General features: G+C 32.2%; 15 protein-coding genes. 3 read left to right on the plus strand and 12 right to left on the minus strand.

All coding sequences use genetic code 11. From position 1 onward, the window contains the following. Positions 1–62: 62 nt before the first annotated feature. The 9 genes from QLS97_RS08130 to QLS97_RS08170 all read right to left on the minus strand — a co-directional run bounded on the left by QLS97_RS08130 (position 63) and on the right by QLS97_RS08170 (position 16261). Positions 63–2852 carry a T9SS type B sorting domain-containing protein gene (locus QLS97_RS08130; RefSeq protein ID WP_282715761.1) on the minus strand — a complete coding sequence of 930 codons (2790 nt, stop codon included), beginning with the start codon at positions 2850–2852 and terminating at the stop codon, positions 63–65. Positions 2853–2918: 66 nt separating this feature from the next. Further along, positions 2919–5363, minus strand: coding sequence for a T9SS type B sorting domain-containing protein (locus tag QLS97_RS08135; protein WP_282715763.1), 2445 nt, complete (start codon positions 5361–5363; stop codon positions 2919–2921). 30 nt (positions 5364–5393) lie between these two features. Next, complete coding sequence (locus QLS97_RS08140) at positions 5394–9857, minus strand: T9SS type B sorting domain-containing protein (RefSeq protein WP_282715765.1); 4464 nt, start codon at positions 9855–9857, stop codon at positions 5394–5396. 24 nt (positions 9858–9881) lie between these two features. Further along, positions 9882–12212, minus strand: a complete 2331-nt coding sequence (locus QLS97_RS08145) for a T9SS type B sorting domain-containing protein (protein ID WP_282715766.1) — start codon at positions 12210–12212, stop codon at positions 9882–9884. An 11-nt stretch (positions 12213–12223) separates the two neighbouring features. Continuing rightward, positions 12224–13060, minus strand: coding sequence for an ABC transporter permease (locus QLS97_RS08150; protein ID WP_282715768.1), 837 nt, complete (start codon positions 13058–13060; stop codon positions 12224–12226). Positions 13061–13063: 3 nt separating this feature from the next. After that, entirely contained in the window at positions 13064–13975 is a 912-nt protein-coding gene (locus QLS97_RS08155; RefSeq protein WP_282716476.1) for an ABC transporter ATP-binding protein, read from the minus strand. Positions 13976–14040: 65 nt separating this feature from the next. Then, positions 14041–14442, minus strand: a complete 402-nt coding sequence (locus QLS97_RS08160) for a response regulator (RefSeq protein ID WP_282715769.1) — start codon at positions 14440–14442, stop codon at positions 14041–14043. Further along, positions 14432–14617, minus strand: a complete 186-nt coding sequence (locus QLS97_RS08165) for an ATP-binding protein (RefSeq protein ID WP_345956940.1) — start codon at positions 14615–14617, stop codon at positions 14432–14434. Before QLS97_RS08165 ends, QLS97_RS08160 begins: the two co-directional genes overlap by 11 nt. Positions 14618–14656: 39 nt before the next feature. Then, the gene (locus QLS97_RS08170) at positions 14657–16261 is read right to left on the minus strand and encodes a PAS domain-containing sensor histidine kinase (RefSeq protein ID WP_282715772.1); all 1605 of its coding nucleotides are present in this window, start codon (positions 16259–16261) and stop codon (positions 14657–14659) included. A 389-nt stretch (positions 16262–16650) separates the two neighbouring features. Between QLS97_RS08170 and QLS97_RS08175 the strand changes: the two genes are divergently transcribed. Then, on the plus strand, positions 16651–17718 hold the full coding sequence (locus tag QLS97_RS08175) for a hypothetical protein (RefSeq protein ID WP_282715773.1): 1068 nt from the start codon (positions 16651–16653) through the stop codon (positions 17716–17718). 206 nt (positions 17719–17924) lie between these two features. Next, positions 17925–18803, plus strand: a complete 879-nt coding sequence (locus QLS97_RS08180) for an SdiA-regulated/phytase-like domain-containing protein (protein ID WP_282715774.1) — start codon at positions 17925–17927, stop codon at positions 18801–18803. Here the strand turns inward: QLS97_RS08180 and QLS97_RS08185 are convergent. Continuing rightward, positions 18786–22520 carry a metallophosphoesterase gene (locus QLS97_RS08185; RefSeq protein WP_282715776.1) on the minus strand — a complete coding sequence of 1245 codons (3735 nt, stop codon included), beginning with the start codon at positions 22518–22520 and terminating at the stop codon, positions 18786–18788. The two genes, QLS97_RS08180 and QLS97_RS08185, sit on opposite strands and share 18 nt — an antisense overlap. Before the next feature lie 25 nt (positions 22521–22545). Here QLS97_RS08185 and QLS97_RS08190 point away from each other — a divergent pair, with 25 nt between their 5' ends. Further along, positions 22546–23730: a Pycsar system effector family protein gene (locus QLS97_RS08190; protein WP_282715777.1), complete on the plus strand. Its 1185-nt coding sequence runs from the start codon at positions 22546–22548 to the stop codon at positions 23728–23730. On the opposite strand, the gene QLS97_RS08195 is transcribed toward QLS97_RS08190, so the two are convergent. After that, complete coding sequence (locus QLS97_RS08195) at positions 23727–26096, minus strand: GAF domain-containing protein (RefSeq protein WP_282715779.1); 2370 nt, start codon at positions 26094–26096, stop codon at positions 23727–23729. The genes QLS97_RS08190 and QLS97_RS08195 overlap by 4 nt on opposite strands. 335 nt (positions 26097–26431) lie before the next feature. After that, positions 26432–26671 (minus strand): DUF1660 family phage protein, encoded by a 240-nt coding sequence (locus QLS97_RS08200; RefSeq protein ID WP_282715781.1) that lies wholly within the window; start codon positions 26669–26671, stop codon positions 26432–26434. Positions 26672–26782 lie beyond the last annotated feature (111 nt).

Genomic DNA, 26782 nt, shown 5'->3' on the forward strand with positions numbered 1-26782 from the left:
TTTATCAGTAGTAGCTTACTTAAAAGTTAGTTAAAGGGATACTAAAGCCGGTATTTATTCTCTTATCTCTTCAAACTAAAATGGCTTTTAGTTTCTCTACCGTCTTCAAGTTTTATTGTGAACCAATAATCGTCTGCTGGTAATGGTTCCTTGAGAAAAGTTCCATCCCAACCAAGACTTGAGGGAGATAACTGTTTCAATAACTTTCCATATCGATCAAAAATATATATAATTGCATTTTCATAAATACTACTATTTATTCCTTTCAGGTTCCAATAGTCATTGTATCCATCACCATTAGGAGTAAAGAATTTGGGAGCATTTAATACGGCAAAACTTTTTGTAGTTTGCCCACATCCATTATTGCTTTCCACAATTAATTCGTGAAAACCACCAGGTACGTTCTCAAAAAGAGTTGAAGTTTGAAAAGAAGTTTCAGTTCCATTTTCGTATTGAATCATATAATTATAATCACTTGGATTATCGAGTTCAATAATAACTTGATTTGTTTGCTGTAAATCATGTACAATTATATTATTTATTTTTGCTAAATACGATAGAGTTACAATGCATTTTCGTGTAGTGGTACAGCCTGATTTGTTTTTTACAGTTACGTTATATTCACCTTCTTTGTTTATAGATATGGTAGGAGTTGTTTCGCCTGTTGACCATAAATAAGTGAAATCACTGGTTCTAGCTGGGGCTGAAATTCCTGCATTTAATAAGATTGAGGGATTTGCTAATCCTTCGCATAGGATAATATTTTCTAAAATATTAATTTTTGGAGAAGACTCGACTATAATTTCAAAATTTCCGGTTCCATAACAACCTTCAGCATTTTCAGCTCGAATGAATACTGTTTTGGAAATAGAAACAAACGGTTCTTTGAGTTCGTTTATTCCCATAGAGGCATCCTCTTCGTTTGAATAAAAAAACAAACGTACATCTGAAGGTAAATTCAATTCAGTTTTTATTAAATCTTTTTTCTGTTCTAAATCAAATGATCCTTTTCCGTCACCAAGATCACATGCATGCATTGCTTCGGGTAATAATAGGATGTTTTTATTAGCATGTAATATTACAGTTCCTATGCTGTAGCAACTTGAATTTGGTTGTGTAACTTTTACGTATATAAGTTCATCTGGAACGCTATTTCGATAATTTACGGGAATAGATTGAGTATTAGTTAGATCATTTTCAGCTTCATTAACGCTATGGTAATAATATACTTCATAATCTTTTTTCCCTAAACTAATTGGCTCATTAGCAAGAGTCAAATTAAACAAAGCTAATCCATCAGTAGGAGCACTATCTTGTGTGTCACATTGTGTTAACTTGTAAGCAGTTGAAAGTATTTTCGGAGCATCATAAATTGTAATTGTTTTTTCAAGAGGCTCTCTGTCTTCCCCGTTTACTGTTTTTATTAGCGTTACTTTATAATCACCAGCTTGAGCATAAGTATGATAGGCATCAATAGCAGTGGAAGTAAATCCATCACCAAAATCCCAAAGTACACTGTCAATTTTTTCAACTGAATTACTGTAAAAATGAGTAGCGTCCCCTAAACAATTGAATTCATAACTAAAGGCATATAAGAATAAAGAGGTGATGAATGGGGGGAGTCCTAATTTGGCTTTTTTTCCGCCTAAATCAATTTCGTTTTGTAAATAATTACAGTTAGAGCCATCTAATTCAGGATTGTTTATAACAGATAATTTATCGCTACTATCATTTCCATTTGAATTATATCCCGAACGGTATATTTTTTCGTCTAAAGCAAGTTGAAGAGCTCCAGCAGTATACAATGAAGTATTTACTGTTGTTTTTGAAGCAATAATATTTGCGCTTTTAAGATCAAACTGAATCAATGAACTTCCTAAAGAAATTCCTCCGGAATCAAATAAATTGACGGTCAAATATAATTTTTTTGATTTTGCAGAAAATTCTACACCATATGGATTAGTTCCGTTAAGAATAGAAGATCCATTACTTATTTTTCCTGTGGCTGCATCAAAATCGAATAGCCAAACATTACCGGTATTTCGTCTAATTTCACCTTTTGGACCTAATTCATCAGTCGCTTTCAAGGAAGAATTTGCCATAGCAATTTTTTTTCCGTTTGGAGATGTTTTTAAATATCCTATTGCATTAGATATATAACCACCAGTTGGAACATTCAAAGATGTAGTAGTTTGAATAGGTTTTTTATCAACACCTGATGTACTTATTTTAAAAGAGTAAAAAGTATTTTTAAAATGGGTTATTAACCAAAAAGAAATGCCATCACCATGCTGAACAGCTGTAATTTTTTCGGAGCATTTAAATTTTACATCATCACTATCACCGGGGTCATAAGTTATGAGATGAATGTTCTTTTCTTTGATAGAGATATCTCCTAAGCCATTATTCAACCTCAAATCAACTAGCGAATAATTTAATCCATTATTTGGTGGGTCCTCGTCGTTGGAGAGATTATCGTCTACATTTTTTGGATTAGGCTGATCTACAGTAAATATATAATATAAGTTTAGATTACTCGGATGTGGAACAATGATAGCAGACTGCGTACTTGAGTTATGGCCTAATAAACCATACCCATTTGGCATAACCTGATGTGATTTGTCATATACTATAGAGCCATCTGTATAAAACAATAGATTTCCATTTTTATCAGAAATTGTTGTGCATCCTTCTGCAGTATTTAATTTACCATTAGTTAAAGCAACTGGACTCCCTGAATTGAAATCAAGACCGGCATTATTACCAAAATACCATATAGCCGCTTCTTTTTGTCCAAAAGTAGGAATGGTTAAAAAAAGGAAAACAAACAATAAATGGTAATAATGTTTCATAACTATCAAATATAGTCAATATATGCAAAAAAAGTAATATTACGAATCATGAATATAGTTAGCATATTATCTTTTCAAACTGAAATGTCCTTTGGCTTCTCTGCCATCATCTAATTTTATGGAGTACCAGTAATCATCCGGGGATAAAGGTTGACCTAAAAATGTACCATCCCATCCTTGACTAGAGGGAACAATTTGTTTTAAAAGCTTACCGTAACGATCAAAAATATAAATAATTGAATTTTCATTGAAATTTTCATTTACTCCTTTTAGATTCCAATGGTCATTGTAACCATCTCCATTTGGTGTAAAAAATTTTGGAACACCAATTACGGCAATCGTTTGACTCACAGTTCCACAACCATTTTTATCATTAATGTATACTTCATGAATTCCTGCAGTTACATTATCAAAGAAATTAGAATCTTGAAAAGGACCAGAAGGTGCGTCCAGACTATATTGATATTGTCCTTCTCCAGTTACATTTACTGTTACTGAGTTTACATCTGATAAATCGGTAATGGCAATATTCGTAATTTTTGCAACATCTGAAGCGGCTACTTTTATAGTTCGGATTTTACTGCAGCCCGAATTATTTTTTACTTCGACGGTGTATAATCCTATGATATTTACGTCAAGTGTTGATGCCGTTTTGGTTGATAATACCGTTCCGTCTTTTGACCAAATATATGTATAGTCACTCGAAAGGGAATCATCCGGAATTCCTGCGTTGAGTTGAATAAAAAATGTAGGAAGATTGGAACAAACAAAGCTGGTTGCTATTGTAGTATTTAAATCGGGTAATTTTAGTACTTCTAATTTAATTTTGCTTATTCCAAAACAATCATTCCCATCTTCGATTCTAGCATAAATAATTTGATTATACGCTGTTTCATTGAAATAAGAAAAAGAATTAGTAAGCTTATTTTGTTCTAATAAAGCATCGTTTATATTTGAATAATAAAAAAGTGTTTGTGTACTTGTAGTGGGAATATTAGCCTCTTTCAAATTAAATATATGTTTTCCATCTTCGATTCCATCAGTGTCACAAACTGGATTTATAGTGTATGTTTTTTCAGGAATCACGTTGACTTTTAATTCCAAAGTACTAAGACTTGAGCAACCTGTTTTGTTATTTGTAACTCGGACAGTAATACTTTGCGGATTGACGGTGTTATAAAAAGATGTATTTAGTTCGTTGTTATTATTTTGGGCATCAGTATCATTTATAAAAAATGCAGTTATTAGATCATTATTGTTATTTGTGAATTTCGCATTTACTTCATTTAAATTGAATAAACTAATGCCGTCAGGAGTAAAACCTGTATCACATTGTACCAATATTGCACTGGTTTTTAACGGAAGTGGAGTGACTATAAGTTTAATTTTACTTATTGCCGTACATAAATTAGGACTAGAAGCTTTTATGTATATTGATTGAAGATTGGGAATCGTATTGTAAAAAAATTGAGGTAATCGATTGGAATCATTAGTAGCGTCATTCTCTGATAAGTAATATTTTATTGTGAATGTATCTGTATTTTGGTTGCCAAAAATATATGAAGAAACTGTGTTTAAATCAAAAAAAGATTGTCCATTTGAATCATTTCCATCTGCTGCATCATCACAAATAGAAAATTCAGTTACAGGAAATTTTATCAGGTCGTTTACAGTAATTTTAAAATCGGACGTGTTGAAACATCCCGTTGTCGTATTTGTAATTCTTGCAAAAATATTCTGAGGATTTGAGGTATTTATAAACTGAGTAGTATTTATGATTGGATTGATATTTGTCAGTGCATCGTTTTGTTCAATGTGGTACGTTACAATTACATCGTTTTGGAAACCAATAATTTTGGAAGTGTTTTTTGTTAAATCAATTGTTGTCGAAAAGTCAGCTATTCCATCATTATCGCATTGATTTAGATCAAGTGCAGCTCCAGTGGGAACTTCAAAAGTAGGAGCCGAATTGAATGTTGCTGTTCCTGTCCATTGAAGTGAAAAATTGCTACTACCGATAGGTCGATCAACTACTAAAAAATAGGAATCACCATCATCAACGGTCAGCCATTTTACAAAACTGTTCCCATCTGCACCTGGTCCCTCGGAAGTATCTGTTTCATCTTCCGCCATACCAGTGAAATTGTTCTTTTGGTTGATAGTTTTGGGATTTGTGGTTGAACATCTTATGGCCTGGCCTAGCATATCACAATTTGCATTTGGACCAAAAACAAAAAAATCAAAATCTTCATTAATATCAGTACTTTCCGGTTTCAACAGGAAGCCTAATGTTCCTCCTTTTTTTATTGATATTCTTAACCAAATGCTATTGTTTTCTTGACTGGAACAAGTATTTAATCCTGAAAGTTCCTGAATGCCTATTCCAGTGACGGTTAACCCTTCAAAACCCGTGTTTCCACATGCAATAATGGCATTGCTACAGTCACTTTGCGCTTTACTATTAATAGTTAAAAGAGATAGGAATAAAATTATAAGCAATCTAAAATCCATCGTTTTTTATGTTTAAAAACATTTTTTATTTTATCTTTTCAAACTAAAATGTCCTTTAGCTTGTCTACCATCATTTAATTTTATGGAGTACCAATAATCGTCTGAGGATAAAGGTTGGTCTAAAAATGTGCCATCCCATCCTTGACTAGAGGGAACAATTTGTTTTAAAAGCTTACCGTAACGATCAAAAATATAAATGATTGAATTTCCATTGAAATTTTCATTTACTCCTTTTACATTCCAATAGTCATTATAACCATCTCCATTTGGAGTGAAAAATTTTGGAACACCAATTACAGCGATTGTTTGACTCGCAGTTCCACAACCATTTTTATCATTAATGTATACTTCATGAATTCCGGCAGTTACATTATCAAAGAAATTAGAATCTTGAAAAGGACCAGAAGGGGCGTCCAGACTATATTGATATTGTCCTTGTCCAGTTACATTTACCGTAATTGAGTTTGCATCTGATAAATCAACAATTGAAATACTTGTTATTTCTGCTATATCAGAGGCCGTGACTTTTATAGTTCGGATTCTGCTACAACCAGATAGTGAGCTAACTTCTACCGTATAATTACCTTCTGCGTTTACATTCAATGTAGAACCTGTCTCAGAAGTTAAAATGACATTATCCTTTGTCCAGACATACGTATAGTCAGTACTGGCAGTGCCATCTTGAATTCCGGAATCTAATTTTACAAAGAAAGTAGGAAGGTTTGAACATACTAATTCATTTTCATCAAAATCAGTGTTTGTATCAATATCAGGTCTTGGATTTACTGTTAAAGTAACTCTTGGACTCAATCCATAACATGCATTGTCTGATGTACTTTCTACGCGAACCCAAATTTTTTGTTCGTTTGGATATCCATTATTGCTGTAATTTGAAGTGTTTGTTATTTCATCATTCTCTGATAAAGCATCGGCTTCATTTTTATAAAATTTTATCGAATAAGAAGAACTCGATGAAGGAAGAATAGCTAAAATATCACTGGTTACACTACTGAAATCAAAAGTTGCGATTCCGTCAGTATCGTCATTTTCTGCCCCTAAGTCATCACAGGTAGAAAACGTACGAGTGAATGAAGCTGGAATTTGAGTGGTAGAAACTATTAAGTTAATTTGTACGACACTACTACATTCATTAGTGTTTTTTACTCTCGCCCAAACTGGCATGCCACCGGAGGTAGTATTTGTAAAAGCCAAAGGATTAGAAATTAATTTCCCCATGTCGGCTGTTTCAGCTCCCAATTGTGATGTGTAATAGGTAAAAATTTCTGATGTCGAATTTGACGATATCTCATTGTTTTTTACTGTTAGATTAAAATCAGAGAAACCATCTGTATCGTCATCACATTGAACTATTGTGACAGTATTGACTACCGGTAAAGTATAAATTGTCAAAGTAGTTTCGGAAGAAATCAAGCCACATGAGTTTCCAATTTTATCCAGTTTCACTCTGTATTTGTAACCATTCATTGCATTAGTCACTTTTATCAATGTTAAGGTTTTTGCTGTAGCATTCTGATACGTCGCATTATTTAGAATATTATTCCAATTTATTCCGTCAATAGACAATTGCCATTGATAGGTATTTCCGCCATTGTCAAGGACTGTGATTGTTGTGTTTTCTAATTCACAAGTTGGGTTTGCCTGGGGTTGAGAAGTGATTTCTATTGGCGCTGCAATTACATAATTGTTATTAGGAGTTGTATAACCCACACCACTCGTAACTTTTCCTTTAGTAGTAATAGTCAGGGGATTATTTCCTAATATCCCATCATTGTTAAGGTCATTAAAACCAGCCTCGATAACATCAAAGCAAACATCATTATCGCTATCCAAATCGATATAATTAAAAGTTCCATCTGAATCGGTGTCAGTAATGGTATAATTTAGTTTACCACTATCCGGACTCGTTTCAAGTCCGTCAAATAAACCATTTGTACCAAAAGCAGCAGTTGGGCCGTCTATAATTCCATCGTTATTAACATCAATAACTGTACTGCCTGACTCGATTAAGTCAAAAATTCCATCGTTATCACTGTCTAAATCTAATAAATCATATACAATAGGAAAAGAATTGAAAACATCATTATCAGTGTTAATTCGAATTAATCCAGGTTCAAAAGCATTATCAAGACCATTTTTATTGGAATCAGTTCCAGAAAAAATTTTAAAATCCTTTCCTTGTGCTTCAATTGTATCTGGAATTCCATCATTATCACTGTCTATATCTAATAAATCTGGAATTGTATCAGAATCAGAATCAAAAGTTTCTATACGGTTAATCATGAAGATAGCTTTATTAACAGCTGTTTCGGATAGATTATTATGCGTTAATTTTACGGAATTAGTGAGATAAGATGAAAATTGAAAGTTACCCAAGCCCGGAGTTAATGGTGTTATGCTATTTAATCGAAATCGGATTTCGAATGAAGAAAATTCGGTTACGCCGCTTTCAAAAATCCCATCATAATTAGTATCAACAAGTAATTGATTTAGCGGATCAGTCAAAGTAATGGTCTTATCTGTTGGGACTTGTAAAATAAAATCACCTTCTCCATTTATATATTCGGAAATAGCTGTAGTTTGAGTTGGACTGTCTTGGGCTATATAACTAATGTTTATAGTTTGATTTTTTGTAAGATTCAGAGTGTATACAACACTATTTGTTATACCAGCAGGAACTTCTGAAACAAATCCATAAAATGGTTTTCCAGTAATTGTTCCGCTTCCCGTAATTATAGCTGTATAATCGGAACTTGAGGTTGTATTAGACTGGTTTAACAGCGAAATATTGGCTTCAAAATTATTTATGATGCCATCATTATCTAGGTCGATATCAATGTTGTTATTTGTTCCGTCATTATCTGAATCTAATGGACAATCGCTGACCGGAATCTTATCTGAGAAGATAGGAACTATATCTGGACAGCCCACAATACTTCCTTTTACTTGATAATAACCGGGTTGGGTTGGGGTGTAAGAATTTGAATTTGCACCAATAATTGGATCGTTATTGAAATACCACTGAAAAGTATCATAAGAAGATAAAGTGCTGATTTTTAAAACAATATTTGGGATACATGCTGAATTAGATACTGTAATTTTATCAGTTACAATTTCTGGTTTCGTATCAAATCCTGAATAATAACCGCCATAAGTTGCAGCGCCATTTGTTCCAAAGTAAGAAACATAAACTTGTCTCGTGGATTTTACAGCAATATTCCCCGTTTGATTAAAAACAGTGTATCTCACATAATTTGTATTTCCTGTTACAGGAATAGCGGTGCTATTATTGATTGGATTGTTGTTTATGGTTACGGTGGCACCAGCTTCAGTCACAATGTTTAAACCACCATTGTAAAACGTATTTCCTATCGATTCAATGGAAGGGATATTATCTACTATGCTTGGCGTTGCACAATTCAAGGGTGGTACAAAAAATAAGTTTTGATTGGCTGATGAAGAATCTCCACCAATACTTTGATAAGCCGATACGTTTTCGGAGGTAGAAACGTATAAATTGCCATTTATAAATTGGTTTCCGTCTATAACGGTATATTGTCCTTTATTCAGAGTGGCAACAGCGATCGCAGAGCCATTAACGAAAATTTTGGTATTATCAACATTTGCAATTAATAAAACCCGTTCTAATTCATCAGTTCCAAGTCCTTTTACAAAGATATATTCCTTGCCGGTTTTTTCTGTTGGGACAATTTGGTCAAAGCCTACATCTCTTCCATTTGTACTAGTACTGTTACTACCTCCAAAAGAACCAGAATTGACAACTACAGGTTTGTCAGATTCTACTAACGCACCAATCATGGTTGAACTATTGGAAATAGTATTGCTATAATTCTCCAAAGCCAAAACATAGCTTTGATTTTTACCTAAAGTAACAGTTATGGGTCCAGTTATAATGCTTCCATCTGATAGTATTGATCCTATTGGAATGTTTGAAATAGTGACTTTAGTATTATTTTCGGTTGACAGTATCGAAGCGAAATTTAATACACTTTGATCGTAAACTGGATTTAGCATCGCTCCTAATCTGAATTCTTTCCCCAGAGCGCTATTTCCTTTTGAGACTAATCCACCAGCATGATTATAGGAGTTGTTTTGAGAAGCAAATCCTGCGTTGACCCTAACACTTACATAAATTAAATCGTCAGCTTCAACTATATATCCTTTGTTCGTTACAATTCCTATACTAGTTTTTGGAGTGAATAACTGCGTATTTTGTCCTTGTCCAATAGAATAAATATATGGAATAGTATTTTTGACAACACCGGTTATTATGCTACCTCCGTTTGCTATAATTTTGAAATTAACATCGGTGGTACTTGGTGTGGATATGTATAAATAATGATCTCCTGCTAAATTTGTAGCACAGGTTAACGGCGGAATATAATGTGTTTTGCTAAACTGCGAGAAACAACTTATGGAAAAAAGGGTAATGAGTAAGAGTAATGTTTTTTTCATGTGCTAAAAATAGCAAAATTTAGATTATCTTTTTAATGAAAAATGACCTTTTATTATTCTGCCGTTTTCTAAATTCAAATGAAACCAATAATCATCTGTAGGTAAAGCAAACCCATTAAAAGTACCATTCCATCCCAAGTCTGAAGCAATTAATTGTTTTAATAATTTTCCGTAACGGTCAAAAATAAATAGAGTTGATTGGGGTAAATTATCCAGATTTTTAATTTGCCAAATATCATTATAACCATCATTATTCGGCGTGAAATAACGAGGATAATCTAAAACATAAACTAAAAATGGAACTGATAAACCACAGCCATTTTTATCTCTGACATAAACTAAATATTCTCCGGGTGCAATTCCATCAAATATTGGATTATCCTGAAAAAAAGCTCCATCTATAGAAAATTCATAATCTCCAATTCCCGTATATACAATTGATATTGAATTTTCATTTCTTTCAAAATCATTCACTGTAACATCTGTAATTGTTGCAATTCCGGAAGTAATAACATGATATTTTTTTATTTTTTCGCAACCATCAAAATTCGTAACGGTAACCGTATAATCTCCAGGATTAGTAACGGTTATGGTATTTGAGCTGGCTCCGGTACTCCATAGATAGCTTGAAAACCCTGTATTAACAGTTAAATTAATTGCGCTAGCTTGACACAAAATAAAAGTTTCCTCTTGAAAATTAGGCGGGTCAAAGGTGTTTACTTTAATAACTATTGGAGTAATTGCGTAACAGTCAGGACCGTTTAGAATTTTTGAATAGATTGTCTGTTGATTTTGAATCGTATTTTTAAAAATAGTTGGTAACTGATTTTGTTGGGTTAAGGCATCTGTTGGGTTTAAATAATATTCTACGATTAAACCAGCTGGTAAACCTATTATTACTTGAGGAGTTACTTGTGTGTTTAAATCAAATTGGGCTAAACCATCATTTGTACCATCGGTATCACAAGTTGTAATTGGGTTTAAAACTGCAATAGCATTATTTGAAATAATCAGCTCTACTTCGGCATAATTTGCGCAGTTAAATGAATTGCTCACTCTTGCAAATACCGACTGATTGACTAATTTATTACTGTATGTTGCTGGATTTGTAATTGGATTAATTTTTGCTTGAGCATCAACTAAAGTTTCATAATAAACAACGGCACCTAAGTTACTCGCATTATTTTTTACAATGGCATCGACTTTGGTTAAATTGAAAATGGATATTCCATCGTTATCGATGTCGCATTGTGAAAGCGAGGTGTCATTTAAAATAATTTCTGAAGTATATTCAATTTTTATTTCTTCTGTAGCGATACAACTGGATGTCAATTGCACTTCAACTCTATAAATACCCGGACTTGTAGCGGTATAGGAAGAAGAGTTGTTCGTAAATTCTACATTATCCTTAAACCATTTGTAAGTGTAGCCTAAGCTCGCAGGTAGTTTTGTGTCAATACTAAAGCTTTTGCCAAAACAAATAGGATTGTTTGTTGCTAATAATCGGTCTGGTCCCAAATCAATTTTTGGTAAAAAACTTCCCGCTTCAAGAAATACTGCGGAGTCAAAATATTGGTTTCTCTGATCTGCGATGACTAATTTTATGTGATATGTTTTTCCCGGTTGAACTTTTGTTTGAGCGGTTAAAACTTTAGTTTGTCCGGCATAATTTATTGGACTGGCTGCAGTGTTGAAGCCACCAAAATAAAATTCGTTTTCTGGCCCGCAGCTTTTTATGGGTTCGGTTGAATTTGGAATAGGATTAATTAAAGGGTGGATGCTTTTTGATGAAACCGGAGTAGAAGATCCAGGAAGTACTGCTAAATTGATATAAGAAGCAGTGTTTATTTCTTTGATTAAAAAGGCGAAACCATCAGAATAATTACACGGAAAATCATCTTGGTATTCATTAGAAGCAAATATATAATTAAAACTTATGAAATCTGTAAGAGCAGTAAAATCGAATTCTAAAACAGTTGCGTTTATTGTATTTGTTATTCCTAATGCTTGTTCTAAATCAGTATCTCCTTGCCAAGAAGAATTTCCTCCTCCCAAGCTTCTTACAAAAGGGCCTTTGGAATTTTGGCTACTCCAAGTACTCAAAAGAACCCCTTCTTTAAAAGGAAAACTGCCCCCTTGATTATTAAAATACCCGTTGCTGTTTTGAATGCCGGAAAATGGATCTCCTTTTACTACGGAATTAGAAACATTAGCACAAGAACTGTTTACTAAAATATTTTCAACAAGTTGTTGCGCTGTAAAAGAGTCATTTACTGAAATAGATTGTGCGGTTGCATCAAATACAGCGCAACTAATAAAAATATAAAATAATATTATTTTTACACATTTCATCATGTGTAAAGATACTACAAATCTCTATTTTTTAATAATCGATGGGAAAGGAAAATAAAAATCGCAGTCCAGAATAATACAATAATAATAGACAATATAGTAACATTGTATTCTTTAATATTATCCAAACCAATTTGAGTTCCCAGATTTTTCACGACAGATAATCTGCTAAAAGGTTCTACTATTAAATTCGACATGGATTGTAACGGTAAAAACTGAGTAATAGATGCTGCGGTAGTACTGTTTGGGAATACTTTAAAAGTTAAAACCCCATTGATAACTCCTTCGATGATATTCCAAACTAAAAGAAATCCCAATGCAAAAGCAGAGCGTTTCACCAATATTCCTAAAAATAAACAGAAAGAGAAAAAACCAACCAGTTTTACAAAATATGCCAAGAGGTATTCTAAATCAGAGAAGACGATACTAAATTCAGTATAGGAAGAATAGCTAAGTCCTAAAATGAGTGACATTATAAAAACAAAAATAGTTGATACTGTAGCAAACAAAACAACTGTTAGAAATTTAGATTTAATAAATTCCTTTTTACTCATTCCGTCTATTAAGTTTTGTTTTAATGTTCCGTAGCTGTACTCATTTGCCATCATGGAGACAATAACGATCGCTAAAAACAGTTTTAATACGGCTGCGATGTATGTGTTGAAATGCCATATAAAAGGGAAATTAAAAATTCCCATCTCAGCAAGATGAAATTTAAAAATACCAAGATCAAATTTTATGGAGGCTATTAATGCTATAAAAGTTAAGAGAATAAAATAAGCCAATGTTAAAACACGACTGGCTTTGTTTTTCCAAATTTTCTGTAATTCTATTGAGAGTAATCTTTTCATGATTTAGTTTTTGAAAGTTGGGTTAGAATTTGTTAGTTCTAAAAATTGTTCTTCTAAGCTGTTTTTACGTTTTACCAAATGATTTAGTACGATATTTTTTTCAAAAAGAAATCGATTCAATTCTTTCGCTTCCAAATCATTTTTTAAATAAACTAAAACTTTCCCATCCTCATTTACTACCGTTTTAACAGCAGGATGAGTTTTTACGGCTAGGATTAAATTTTCAGTCTCATCAGCTTGTAATTCAAAAAAGCCTTCATTTGCTGACATGCCATCCACTAAACCAGTATATAAAATTTCTCCTTTTCTTAAAACCAAAACATGAGTGCATACTTTTTCTACTTCATCTAATAAATGAGAAGCGAGTAAAATAGTAGTTCCTTTTGAGGCAATTTGTTTGATGATATCTCTAATTTGATGAATCCCTTGAGGATCTAAACCGTTTGTGGGCTCATCAAGAATTAAAATTTCAGGATCATTCAGTAGGGCAGAAGCAATCGCTAAACGCTGTTTCATTCCTAAAGAAAAAGTACTGAATTTACTGTTTTGTCTATCTACTAAACCTACTAATTCAAGTTTTTCATTGACTTTTGCATAGTTGATTCCTTTAATTTTACAAACCAGCTCTAAATTTTCCCTAGCAGTCATGTAAGGATAGAAATTTGGTCTTTCTATAATGGCGCCTACTTTTTTTAGGGCTTCATGCGTTTCCATTGAACCACTAAACCAGCTGTATTCTCCAGAGGTTTTATTGACTACGTTTAAAACTATTCCTAAAGTTGTTGATTTTCCGCTGCCGTTAGGACCTAGAATTCCGTATACATTGCCTTTATGTATGTCGAAAGAAACGTTTTTTAGGGCTTGAAGTGCGCCATAACGTTTGTTGAGATTTTTGATAGAAAGTATAGTTTCCAATGGGTTCATCTTTTTGATTTAATATAGGACGAACAAGATGGGAAATTGTTACCGCTAAATTTAAATTAGTTTATTTCAGAAATTAGTTTGCATAACATATCTAATTTGTTAGCAGTAATAGGTTTCATGATGTAATCTTTTATCACATCATATTTTTTTGCCATTTCTATATCAGCAGGGTCAATTGAAGAAGTCATGATAAATATTGAAATTTCTTTTTTTATGGGCAAATGAATAAATTCATCCAAAAACTGCCATCCATCCATCACGGGCATATTTAAATCAAGTAAAATAGCATCAGGAAGAATAGCACTATCATTCCAATTTTCTTTTAATTTATCAATGGCAAATTGAGCATTATTAAAGGAATGTATTTCTTCGCAAAATTTACTTTTAGAGATGAGAATGCTCATTAATTTCACCGTTAATTTGTCATCATCAATAATGTACGTTAATTTATTTTTCATTTAAATAAATTTTAAAATTAGAACCATGACCTACTTCGCTTTCTACTTCAATTTTTCCATCCATAGCTTCGAGTTGGTTCTTGGTTATAAATAATCCAATTCCTTTTGCATCTTCATTGCCGTGAAATGTTTTATACATTCCAAAAAGTTTATGCTTATTTTTTTTCAAATCCAAGCCTAATCCATTGTCTCTAAAGTTAATAACAGTATAGTCCTATATGATTTCATAATCAATATCTAAAGTAGCTTTACGGTCTGGAGATTTATATTTAATTGCATTTGTAAATAAATTCAGCAAAATACTATCTAAGTAAGCAGGTATTGCAGTGACAATCAATCCTTCGGGGATTGTATGCGTAATTGTTATTTGACTGTCTTTAATGGCTAAACTTAGCGCTTTTTTAGTTTTTTCGATTTCATTCTTTAACTGAATCTTAGTCTTTTCGATATTTGTTTTTTGTTGAATGGTTATAATTTCATTCAAATATTCAATTGATTCAGACAGTTTTTCTGTTCCTTCTTTAAATAAATCAAAATAAGAAAGCTTCTCCGCAATATCATCTGTATTTTCAATCACGTCCACTACCATTGATAAATTACTCGTGTGGGAGCGTATATTATGGGAAACAATGTGGGTGAAATTATATAATTTATTGTTTTGACTACTGGTTACATCCAATAATCGTTTAAGTTCAAATTCTTTTTCAATTCTATGGGTAACGTTTCTGCCTACACCAACAAAATTAACGAAATTGTTATTACTGTCAAATACGGTAGTAATATTTAGTTCAAACCAATATTTCTCTTTGTTTTTATTATAATTTAGTATCGTTATTTTGATACTTTCTTTGTTTTTAATTGCTTTTCTCATTACTAATGAAGCACTTAAATCGGTTTCAGGACCTTTGGATAAATAGCCTGGTTTTTGCCCTATTATTTCCTCCATATTCAAACCGGTAAGATCTAAATACGCTTGATTTGCCCATATTGCTTTTCCTTTTTCATTTGCAATTACAATAGTATCTGTGGTTTCAGAAGCCGCAAGTGATAACAAACTCAATTTAGCTTCAACATTCTTTCTTTCGCTAATGTCTCTAATGAAACAAACTAAATACGTTATGTTAGCGACTTGAAATTTTTTTCCGGAAGCTATTTCAACAGGTATTGTTTCTCCGAATTTTGTTTTGATGTATGTTTCATTGACGGTATACTCATTTCGGTCTAGATTATATTTCAAGAATAACCGAAGCTCTGTTCTAAACTCAACTGGAAATAATTTTGAATTATGCAAACCCATCAATTCAGAATTTTTGTATCCTGTAAGTTCGGATGATCTGGGATTACAGTCAGTAATTATTCCGTTTGAGGTGTCAATGATAAAAATAGCGTCATTGGCACTAGTAAAAATTGAGGAAAATTTCTCTACACTTAACTGCAATTCGTTTATTAAATTCTGCTCATTTGTGATGTCTTGAAATGTACCCAATAAATTCATGGGTTTTCCGTCAATAACTTCTACTTGACATATACATTCAATATACTTAATCTTGTTTTTAGCTGTAGTAATCTGAAATTTATCATCAAATGAAATCCCTTCGTAGGTTGCTCTTTCGATAAGGAATTTTATCCGATCCCTATTTTCGCCTTCTGTATAAAAATTAATTCCATTTCCATTAACAGGTTCAAAATCTTCAGGAACTTCAAGAATACATTTCGTAACAGCATCCCAATATACGTCATCGGTTTGTAGGTTTATTTTCCATATTCCAATTTTAGCTGATTGTGCAGCCTTGAAATAGAGTTCAAGCTTATCTATCATCAGTAGGGTTTAAATATTTTAATAGTCTTGGGGACAACCAAATATAAAGTTTATATCTTGGTAGGAACGATTTTTAACATAAAAAATAGCGGACTTGTAATTTTTTTTTATTAAATAACAGCTAAAGACTTTATATTTAGGTACTTATTTTTTTATTTTTAAATTCAAAATGAACAAAAAAGTTAGTTTTTATCTAATAATTAAGTAGTTGCATTTTTTATCGAATTTATCTTCTTTTTAGGTCTTATCAATTAAAATATTTGGGACTTATAAACGCTTTACAGAAAATTTTATGTTTCCATTTACTCAATTGCTTGTAAACATATATTTAAAAAGGAATACCCTTCAACGGCTTAATTTATTGTAAATTTGTATTAAATTTTTTTCCAATGAGTAGTGAGCCAGTAATGCTTTTTAAAAAACCATCGTATCCAATAAACAAATCACTTTTGGAATACTTGGAACGTTTCGACCGTTTGTCAAAAGTTTCTATTTTTTACGATGATTTATTGCGCTTTTCAGGATCTGTGAACGTCTATGATAAAAACGATGAGGACACTTTATGGATTAGAGTGTATTACAATGAATTTGAAAGACAAGAAATTGATTTAACTCTAAAAAAAATCTACTCGCTGTTGCATTCTGATGGTAATCTGGGGATTCTTAAATTTTTGAATGTGGATTCCATTGATTATTGTACTTTTGGAAACTCGAAACCATTTCGAATTAAAGTCAGAAATATTCTGAATGATAATTACACTCATTTTTATATCAAGAAAGCAGATGCTTCCCGTATTTACGGACTTGAACTCGAGCACATTCTATCACCAGATAAAATCAATTTTTTAGTGTACAATGACACGTTGATAGAGGAGCACATCATGGGAATTCCGGGTGATGTTTTTATAAAAACACTTTTGGCTGATTGTACCGAAATTGAAAAATCGCAAATTGCAAAAGAGTTTGTGAAATTCAACGAGCGTTGCATGATACGATTGTTGGGGGATATGCGTTCTTATAATTATGTAATTGTTCCTACACATGATTTTGACCATGTTGTTTATAAAATACGCGCCATCGATTTTGACCAACAATGTTATGAAGGGAATTTTAAAGTCTACCGACCTCAATTTTTCAAAGAAAATTATCCAATGGTAAAATTGGTTAAAGACAAACTTCAAAACAGTTCAATCGAGCAATATAAAGACGAAGAAAGAGCGGTTCTTGCCAAAAGAATCCATTCTGCCGAAAATCGTATTAAAAGATTATTGCAAATTATGGGAGATGATGTTATCGCTCCGGAGGAACATTTGAAGCAATTGCAATTAGAATTATACCGTTACACAAATGATTTGAATTTTAAAAAAGCGAAATCAATGGGTAATATTATGAGTGCTGCTTTTGAATTTATTACGAGAAACTTTAAAAATGCAAATTTATTTAAAACAGGATTTTAGTCTTTTTATAAATTTTTTTTATGACTGTCCGCTAAGCGGACTAAGGTTATCTTTTTTGCCACAGATTAAAAAGATTTCAAAGATTTTCTGACTAGACTATTATTTTTCGCTCCCAATCGGTGGGAATCTTTTTAATCTGTGGCCGAAATAATCGTTTTGGTCTTAGTAAAGGATAGTCATAATTTATTATTTTCATCAAATCTACTATGAGAAACTACATTTTTATCTTATCAGTTTTTATTTTTCTTTCTTGCCAGCAAGATTCGGGTGCTTTAACAACAGTTTATTCGTTGCCTAAAAAACTAAAAGAAGTTTCAGGAATTACCTATTTGTCTGAAAGTAATTTGCTTTGGACGCTTGAAGACAGCGGTAATGCAAATGAAATTTACGGACTGAATTTTGAAAACGGTAAAATTGAAAAAACGATAACTATCGAAAATACGGAAAATATCGATTGGGAAGACATCACAAAAGACAAAGATGGTAATCTATATATTGGTGATTTTGGAAACAATGATAACGAAAGAACGGATTTGAGTATTTATAAAATTGATAAAAAGGCATTAAATACTGAAAATGCAATTCCAGCATACAAAGTTTCATTTGCGTATCCGGAACAAAAAGATTTTCCTCCTAAAAAAACAGAAATGTTCTATGATGTCGAAGGTTTTTTTGAGTTTAAAAATAACTTCTATCTCTTCACTAAAAACCGAAGCAAAGGTTTTGACAGAACTGCTTTTTTATACAAAATCCCCAATACTGCAGGTTTTCATCAAGCTGTTTTAATAGGAGAATTTAAAACTTGTGACAACTATAATCATTGTGCAATTACGGCCGCAACAATAAGTCCTGATGAGACCAAAGTTGCTGTTTTAACCCACGATAAGATTTTCTTATTCGAAAGCTTCGAAGGTGATAATTTTCTGAATGGAATAAAAACTACTCTGGAATTAAATCATTTCTCGCAAAAAGAAGCTGCTTCATTTATTGATAATGATAGACTTTTTATTGCCGATGAAAAAACCAAAAGCGTAGGCGGGAATGTTTATGATGTAAGTGTCAAAAAACTAAAATCCAAATCCTAAACCAAAAGCAATTCGGGCTTCTTCATTGGGCGTTTTAAAATAGGTGATTCTGGCTGTGACCACATTCAGCCCGTTAAGCCACAATCCGCCACCAAATGATTGATGCCATTTGTCTGAATTCTCACCTTTTTGCCAAACTCTTCCATAATCAAAACCACCTAGAATTCCGTATGTCATAGGCAAGACGCTTCTTCTGATTTTTCCTAAATTCCAACGTATATCACTACTTTGATAAAACGATTGATTGCCTAAAAAACGCTCATTTCTAAAGCCTCTTAAATCATAATCACCTCCCAAAGTAGCTCCTTGGTAAAACTCAAAATTGTTATTCAATAGTATTTTTGCTTTCATAATAGTCGCCAAAACTACTTTGCCATTGGCATCGATTTTATGGTTAAAATTAAGCTTGCTTTCTAATGAAGGAAAATTTCTTTTGGCATCATTCAAATTCATTTTCCACGTTCCAGCAACAGAAAAACCCATTCCCATAGAAGGAAAAGATGGAATATCATAATTTTCGAAACTATATTTAAGTGTTGCTCCCGCAAATTGCTGACTGTCAAAAATACCAGGATTTACAATTCCTGGAATGTTTATAAATCGATTATTGGTTTCCTCCACACTGATTTGCTCAAATGAAGTTTGGAAATGGATTGTACTTCCATATTTGCCCACTTTTTTGATTGATGGTAAAACTTTCAACATTCGAATGCGCACGCGATTGTAATCCATTCCGAAAATTTCGTCATTATTTACGGTTTCATTTCCAGAGCCAAAATAATTAATGGTAAAATTCGGACTCGTGAATTGGCTTCCCAAATCTAAATCCCATTTGCCAATTGATTTTGGGAAATGTGCATTGTAAACCAGTTCATATCCATCTGTGGCAAAAAAGTAATTCGCTTTCAAAATGTGTTTTTGCGTGTACGGATTTTGGTTGAATTTATTGATAGTATAGTTTGTAATAAAACCTATTTTTACACCATCATCTGGATTGTAACCAATATTTGGTAATCCTGAAAAAGCATTGTACTTAGGTTTTTCATAATCATAAAGACTGGCTTCATAATCATCGGACAAAAGAACTCTGGTTTTTGAATCTAAAGCGTAGGTATTAGCTTTTGATTTAAAATCATGAATTTTTACCTTTTTTCCGTTTTCTACAGTATAAGAATCTTCGTTTTGACCTCCAATTAATCGAATGTTTATATCTGATTTAGCGTTTCCTTTTACTTCAAAAACATCGTCTTCATCCAATCCGTAAATCCAAATATTTTTTGTTTTTCCAGCAACAAAATCTTTTGTGTACAGCAATTCATCTCCTTCTTTTTTAGAACGATATACTTCAACCTTAATCTTATTTTTTGCTGTCTGCCGAATTATAAATTTGTCTTTTTTATCGGTACCAACAATCAAAACTGTTTTTTGTAATACGGTATAATAGTCAGAAGCGTAGCGCTGCAATTGCGTTTTTCGTGTTTTTAATTTGCGTTTTATAGTTTCAATAGTTTCATCCTGAACTGCTACAGGAAGATTATCAAAGGCACTGTCAATAGCATTATCCGAAAGGTTTTCTTGAATGAATTTGGCTTGTAGTAACCAATCGTTTTCATTGGAAGTTCTAAGGAAAGCAAGATCCAAAGGATAAGGTTCACGATTGAGCCATTTTACATTTTTAATTTTCTCATTAAAGGTTTGCATGTGCCGCAATGAAGGCATATTCATCAAAATAGAAAGTAATGCGCCATCATATTTTGTAAAGGCTTGATCGCGATCTCTTGGAATTGGTTTGTAAATTATTTTTTTGCCTACTTTATATTCTCCCCAGCGCCATTGATCTTCATGCCTGTCCCAATCGCCAATGAGCATATCAAATAAACGTGCTTTTATATATTCACTTTCATCAATAGTATACTTTTCGTCTTTATGAAGGTTCTTCATTAGATCTTCCGTACTGATTATCGCTGTAGGATTACCAAAGCTTTTTACGTCAACTTGGCTGTCAGTAGGGCGCTCTTCCACCATATATAATTCATCCCCAAAATTAGCATTGAAATCTTTTAAAGCTTTATGTTTAGGAATATAGTACAATACAGGATTAGAATGTGCGACACCAATTTTTTCGGCTAAATTCCCAACAGCAAAAGGAGTGTAAGGATGTGAAGTGGTGTAAAAATCAAGTAAAAAATTCTCAGCATACGTATCTTCAAATTCGTTTTCGATAAATTGGTCTTTAAATGCTACCGCTTGCAGAAAACGAGAGGCGCTTTTTTTCAAGGCGCGCATTACATATTCTTTTCCGTTTTTGTCAACAATTTGCAATGATCTGGATTGGTGTCCGCCACCGGCACGTTTTGGTTTTAAACCTCCAAAAAGAGTGTCAATCGTTGTTGTTTTTACTTCTATCGGTAAACTGTAGTATTTTCGATAATGCTTCCCGAAAAGGAATCTATAAAATGCATTTTTATCTGTTTGTTTTTCTGAATAGATGGTTGCAGTGGTAGTTTTAGCAAATGAAGTTGGAAAATTTTTGGTACTGAAATTATCTTTTTTAGCCACTATAAATTGTTCGAAAATCAGTTTTTCTTTGTTGTTTTCCTTCCCGTAAAAAGAAACTTTTGCAGCTCCATTTTCATAAACGCTTAATGCGGCATACCCATTTCCACCATAAGAAAAATCATTTGGGTAAACGGCTTTTGCGGCCTCTGATTTTGATCCGGCACCACTTATAATTTGTTTGATATTGTCTTTTTCAATGTATTGTAAATTATGGTCGTGGCCAGAAACTACAATAACATTATCCTGACTTTGCAATAGTGTTTTTATGCGTTTTATGAAAACAGTATAGTCTTTGTTTTGAATGTCTTGCGGACTTATTCCCGATGTTTTTCGAACGAAGTTAATAACGGAACCTAACACAGGAAGCGGAATTTTTTGCTCTAATGGGAATAGTTGTTTTTCCAATGAAAACTGGCCGCCGTGTGATCCATTGCTCATTAATGGATGATGCAATGCCAGAATTATTGTTTTCTCCTGATTCTTATTCAGAATATCTTCTAACTCATTAAAAAAAGCTTCTCTTGATTTTATAGTACAATCATCATTTATGGTTGGACTATTATCCCAGTCTTCCAGAAACCATTGACTGTCAATAGTTATCAAAGTTAGATTTTTATTGATTTCTACATCATCAATCCCACAGCCTTTTCTTGGTAAGAATGATTTTTTATCATTTAAATATTCGGTTACAAATTTTGCCTGGCGTTCCAGGCCTTTTATCCCGCTGTACCAATCATGGTTTCCAGGAATGAAAATAGTCTGACCCTTGAAGTTCTTCGATAACTTTAGTTGATTTGTTAATTTGGTTTCAGCAATAATTCGCTCATTTGGATGGTCAGTATTGGGTAATCCTTTTGGATAAATATTATCACCAAGAAATAAAAGAGTCGTATTATCGTTTGCTTTTTTTAATCGATCTTCCAGTAAACCAATAGTTTCTTGCGCTTTTTCTTCATTGGCGTTTCCTGCATCACCAATTAAATAAAAAGTATGCGCAATTTTTGAGCTATCAGTTTCGTTTTGTAATACTGGATTTTTGATTTTTTTACCAAATTGTGCATGATGTGTTGCACACGATTGAAAAATGAATCCCGAAGCAAATAATATAAAAACTGCTTTATTTGAAGTTATAAAACGATTATCCGAAAACAATTTCATATTTTAGTAGTGTAAAAATTTCTGTATGAACCTTATTGAACAAGTAGAAAATTTTGTTAGTAAATTACTCAAAGATAAACTTTCTCATTCATATACTTACCATAATTTTAATCACACCCGTGATGTAGTTAATGCTGTTATAACACTTGCTGATAGTGAAGATATAATTGCTTCTGATAAAGAGGTTTTAGTTGTTGCCGCTTGGTTTCATGACACAGGATATGTAAACGGTTGCACGAATCATGAAGATTCTAGTATTGTAATCGCTTCTGATTTCCTAAACGAAAAAGGAAAATCTGCGGACTATATTGAGAAAGTAGCAACATTAATCAAAGCCACTGAAAAGGAATATATTCCCCAAACACTTTTTGAAAAAATAATAAAAGATGCGGATTATTATCATATTTTGAGTGATGATTATATTTTTAGCTGTGAAGGTTTAAGAAATGAATGGAAAAATATAGAAGGTAAATCTTTTACAGATAAAGATTGGGTTGTAGAAAATTTCAATTTTTTAGCTAATATTCATCGATTTTATACAGATTATGCTTTAGAAAATTGGCAACCTTTGAAGCAGAAAAACATAAAACGTCTTCAGAAAAAAATAAAAAAAATGAACTTGAAAACGAATAATGAACCGGAAATAGAATATAAAAAAAGAGAAAAAGAAGAAAAACCCGAGCGAGCTGTTGATACTTTATTTAGGGTAACATTAAATAATCATACCAGTTTAAGCGGTATTGCAGACAGTAAAGCCAATATTTTACTATCTGTAAATGCTATTATTATTTCGATAGCACTTTCTACGTTGATTCCAAAATTAGACAGTCCAAAAAATGTTCATCTCATGGTTCCTACTTTTATCATGCTGATGTCGAGTGTAATTACTATTATTTTTGCAATACTTTCCACACGACCAAAAGTGACCAAAGGAGTTTTTACCCGAGAAGATATTGAAAATAAAAAAGTGAATTTACTCTTCTTCGGAAATTTCTACAAAATGCCTTTGGATGAATACCAATGGGCTATGAACGAAATGATGAAAGACAGAGAATACCTTTATAACTCCATGATTAAGGATTTATATTTTCTGGGACTAGTTCTCGAGAAAAAATACCGTTTATTAAGAGTTGCCTATAATTTTTTCATGATAGGAATAATAATCTCGGTGATTGCTTTTGTAATTGCTTTTAAAATGGTTGGTTCTTAATTCAATTCATCCAGTAAATCTTGGTAAGAAAAGTTTTTGGGAGTTTGTTCTTTAATATCATTAATGACTTTTACCCTGATTGCTCTTAGGCCCGAAACTCCTTGTAATTCTTCCACTTCAAATTGTTCGATGGTTGGTTCCAATACTTTTTTAAATTGTAGAAATTTGATATAATTCAAATATTCTGTTTCCTCATTATTATGGGAATAGACAATTGTAATTTTTTCTTTTTCGGTAATTCTATCTTTGGTTCCTTTGATATTGGCTTTGTCGATACGTTTTTTTACTACTTCATAACGCGCATTGTAGGTCCCGTCAACATCAAAACGTTTTTCATCCATTCTAAATCGAATAGAAATAGCAGAACTAAACACTAAAATCAACGAAGTCACATCAAGTTCATAAGGCAAAGTAGATTTGAGTTGATGGTGTTCCAGTTCCATTTCGCACAACGTTTGCAATTGCCATAATCTTAAATTATGAAGATACATACTATCAAAATCTTTGTTTGGTGTAATTGACGCACCTATATAAAGATTATGTTCCACACCATCGGTTTTGAAACGTTCATAATAATGCGGAAAAATATTTTGTGCTTCAACTTGTTTTTTATCAAGAATTGAAGCCAGTTTTTTATTGATAATAGACATCGCATTATCAAATTTCTTTCTCGAATGGTAAAACATTCCTGTTTTTTCATCTAGACTTTCAAAATAGTTATGCTCAAGCGTTTCGCCTATTTCATTTGTTTTTGTATTCCTTAAAATAGGATGAATTTCTTTTTCAATATAAAGCTGAATTTGTTGTTCTGTATCCGCTTTTAAAGGGAATTCCAATTGATTATAAAATGATTGCAGTTCAAATTTTCGTTGTTCCAATAAAACCAGATTGGTATTTGAATTTTGATTTTCGAAAATTTGAATAAGCGATTCGAGTTGATTTTTTAGATCTTCTTTTACCGTTTCATTTCTATGATTAGAAGAACCTTTAATATCTATTTGCCCATACAAAGGATAGACTTCCTTGAATACAATTTCCTTAAAAATATAGTCTTTATTTGGATTATTGGTTTGGAAATATTTCAGTGCTTCTCTTCGGAATTTCCAATAAACACTAGGGTGAATGGCTGTATATTCTCTCTGAATGATAGCTTCTACTTGGTAGCGCATGTCATTTTTGTACCGCTCCAATGTGTCTACCACATAAGGTAAAATCAAATTCAGATTGTTTGCATTAATACTGTTTAGTTCTCTTGGTTTTCCCGAAACTAATTCTATAATGCCTAAAAGTTTATCGTTTTTTATTACCGGAGCAAGAATACAACTTTTAATATTGAGTTTTAAAAAATGCTCTCCCATTTTTTCATTCCCTTCAGTTTTGGCAAATTTTTCAACATTTGAAATTACAAAAGGCTTATTCTGTTCTAAAATGTTTTCCAATGAGCAGCCAAAAAGTGCATTTTTACAATCTACTTCTTGCATGTCATGTAGAATAAAACTGTCTATTTTTTTGTCTTCATAAGGAGGTTTTACAAATTTTTCTTCTTCTTCATTGTAAATGATAAAACCAACTTTCAAATCTGATATTTTAAAAATTGAACGGAAAATGGTTTCAAAATTACTGTCACTCTCTGTTTGTTCAGTTTTTGATTTCAAAAGATTGCTTTTCAAGTTTGAAACCGCACTTTCAATGGTAGCATCAAATAGCGATACGATACCAAAACCTTTTAAAATCCAGCTTTCAGAAGGAAATTTTTCTTTCCATAAATCGATATTATCATAATTATCCATCAATAAATCGATATCTTCTGGAGATAATTTTATCGCTTTATCAGTAGGGATAATTTCCATAAAATCAGCATTGTATAGAATTCTATAATGCTTCATAATGCCATTTGCATCTGGTATATCGTAAAACAAAGGTCTGTTGAAATCAAAATGTTGATCATATAAAGTATTCAAAATCAAAATACAATTCATAATGTAGAATTGATTTTGATCAAAATCCCTGATTGTCATGTCAAATGTTCTTCCGGCATTTTGAAGTATTTTTTTGAATCTTTCGCTATAATTAAACGTAAAATTCTGAAACGGAATGGTAGCCGCTTTAATTTCATTTTGCGTCAAGGCCGTAGGAAAAAGGTCGGCTAGTAAATGTTGTATAAGAGTTTCGTTTTTTAGAATTAGATTCAAATCCTCGATTCCGGTTCTGAATTCAGGGAAATGCTCTATTTCTTTCAATAATGCTTTGGCATAATTGGAGCGATAATCGACATTAGTAGTTGCGATTTTCTCTAAAGCTTCAATGAGTTTATGGAATGAAATTAGAGTTTTGAACGGGCTTTCTTTAAACAAATGATAATCCATCTGATAGTTTATTTAGAATACAAAATTACTAATAAACGAAATTGGATACACAAATTTCAAGTTCTTTTTTTTTAGAATTAGTACGATTCAAATTTAGAAAATAATTTTTTTTTGAAGCTAAATGAGAGTTTGTTTTTGAGCTGTTTATGAAAATTATCTAATGGAAATGCTATTGTATTGTAGCAGTTTTTTTTGATTGTTTTTTTGTCTCAATATCAGGATTGACTTTATTAATAGTAGGATTAGCATGTTTTACGGTTTTATAAGGTTAGGTATAAAAAATAACAATTTGTTATTCAGCAATCTAATGCGTTGTAATAAATCCAAAAATAATTTTATACGGAATGAATTCTTTTATTGTAGAAACCAATGAGCGTTTCATTTATTTCTTTTAGTTCTGGTGTAAGAAATGTTTTCCTGCCTTTTTCATCGTTAGTTAATTCGAGTTGACAAACAGTACATTTAAATTCCTTGAAATGATTTGTGACATTTCGGGTTGTAATTATTTTATGACCAAATAGTGAACACAGAATTTTTTTACTTAGAAATTTTTCTTTGATTTCGATTGTATTCATACTATTTGGTTATTTAGATTTGCGGATTAAAGGGGGTTAAACTTAATTAATAACCGCTTAAACATCAAATAAAATCGATGAAATGCGTTTTAAGTTAATAAAAACAATAAA

The organism is Flavobacterium yafengii (genome assembly GCF_030010375.1).
Lineage (GTDB): Bacteria > Bacteroidota > Bacteroidia > Flavobacteriales > Flavobacteriaceae > Flavobacterium > Flavobacterium yafengii.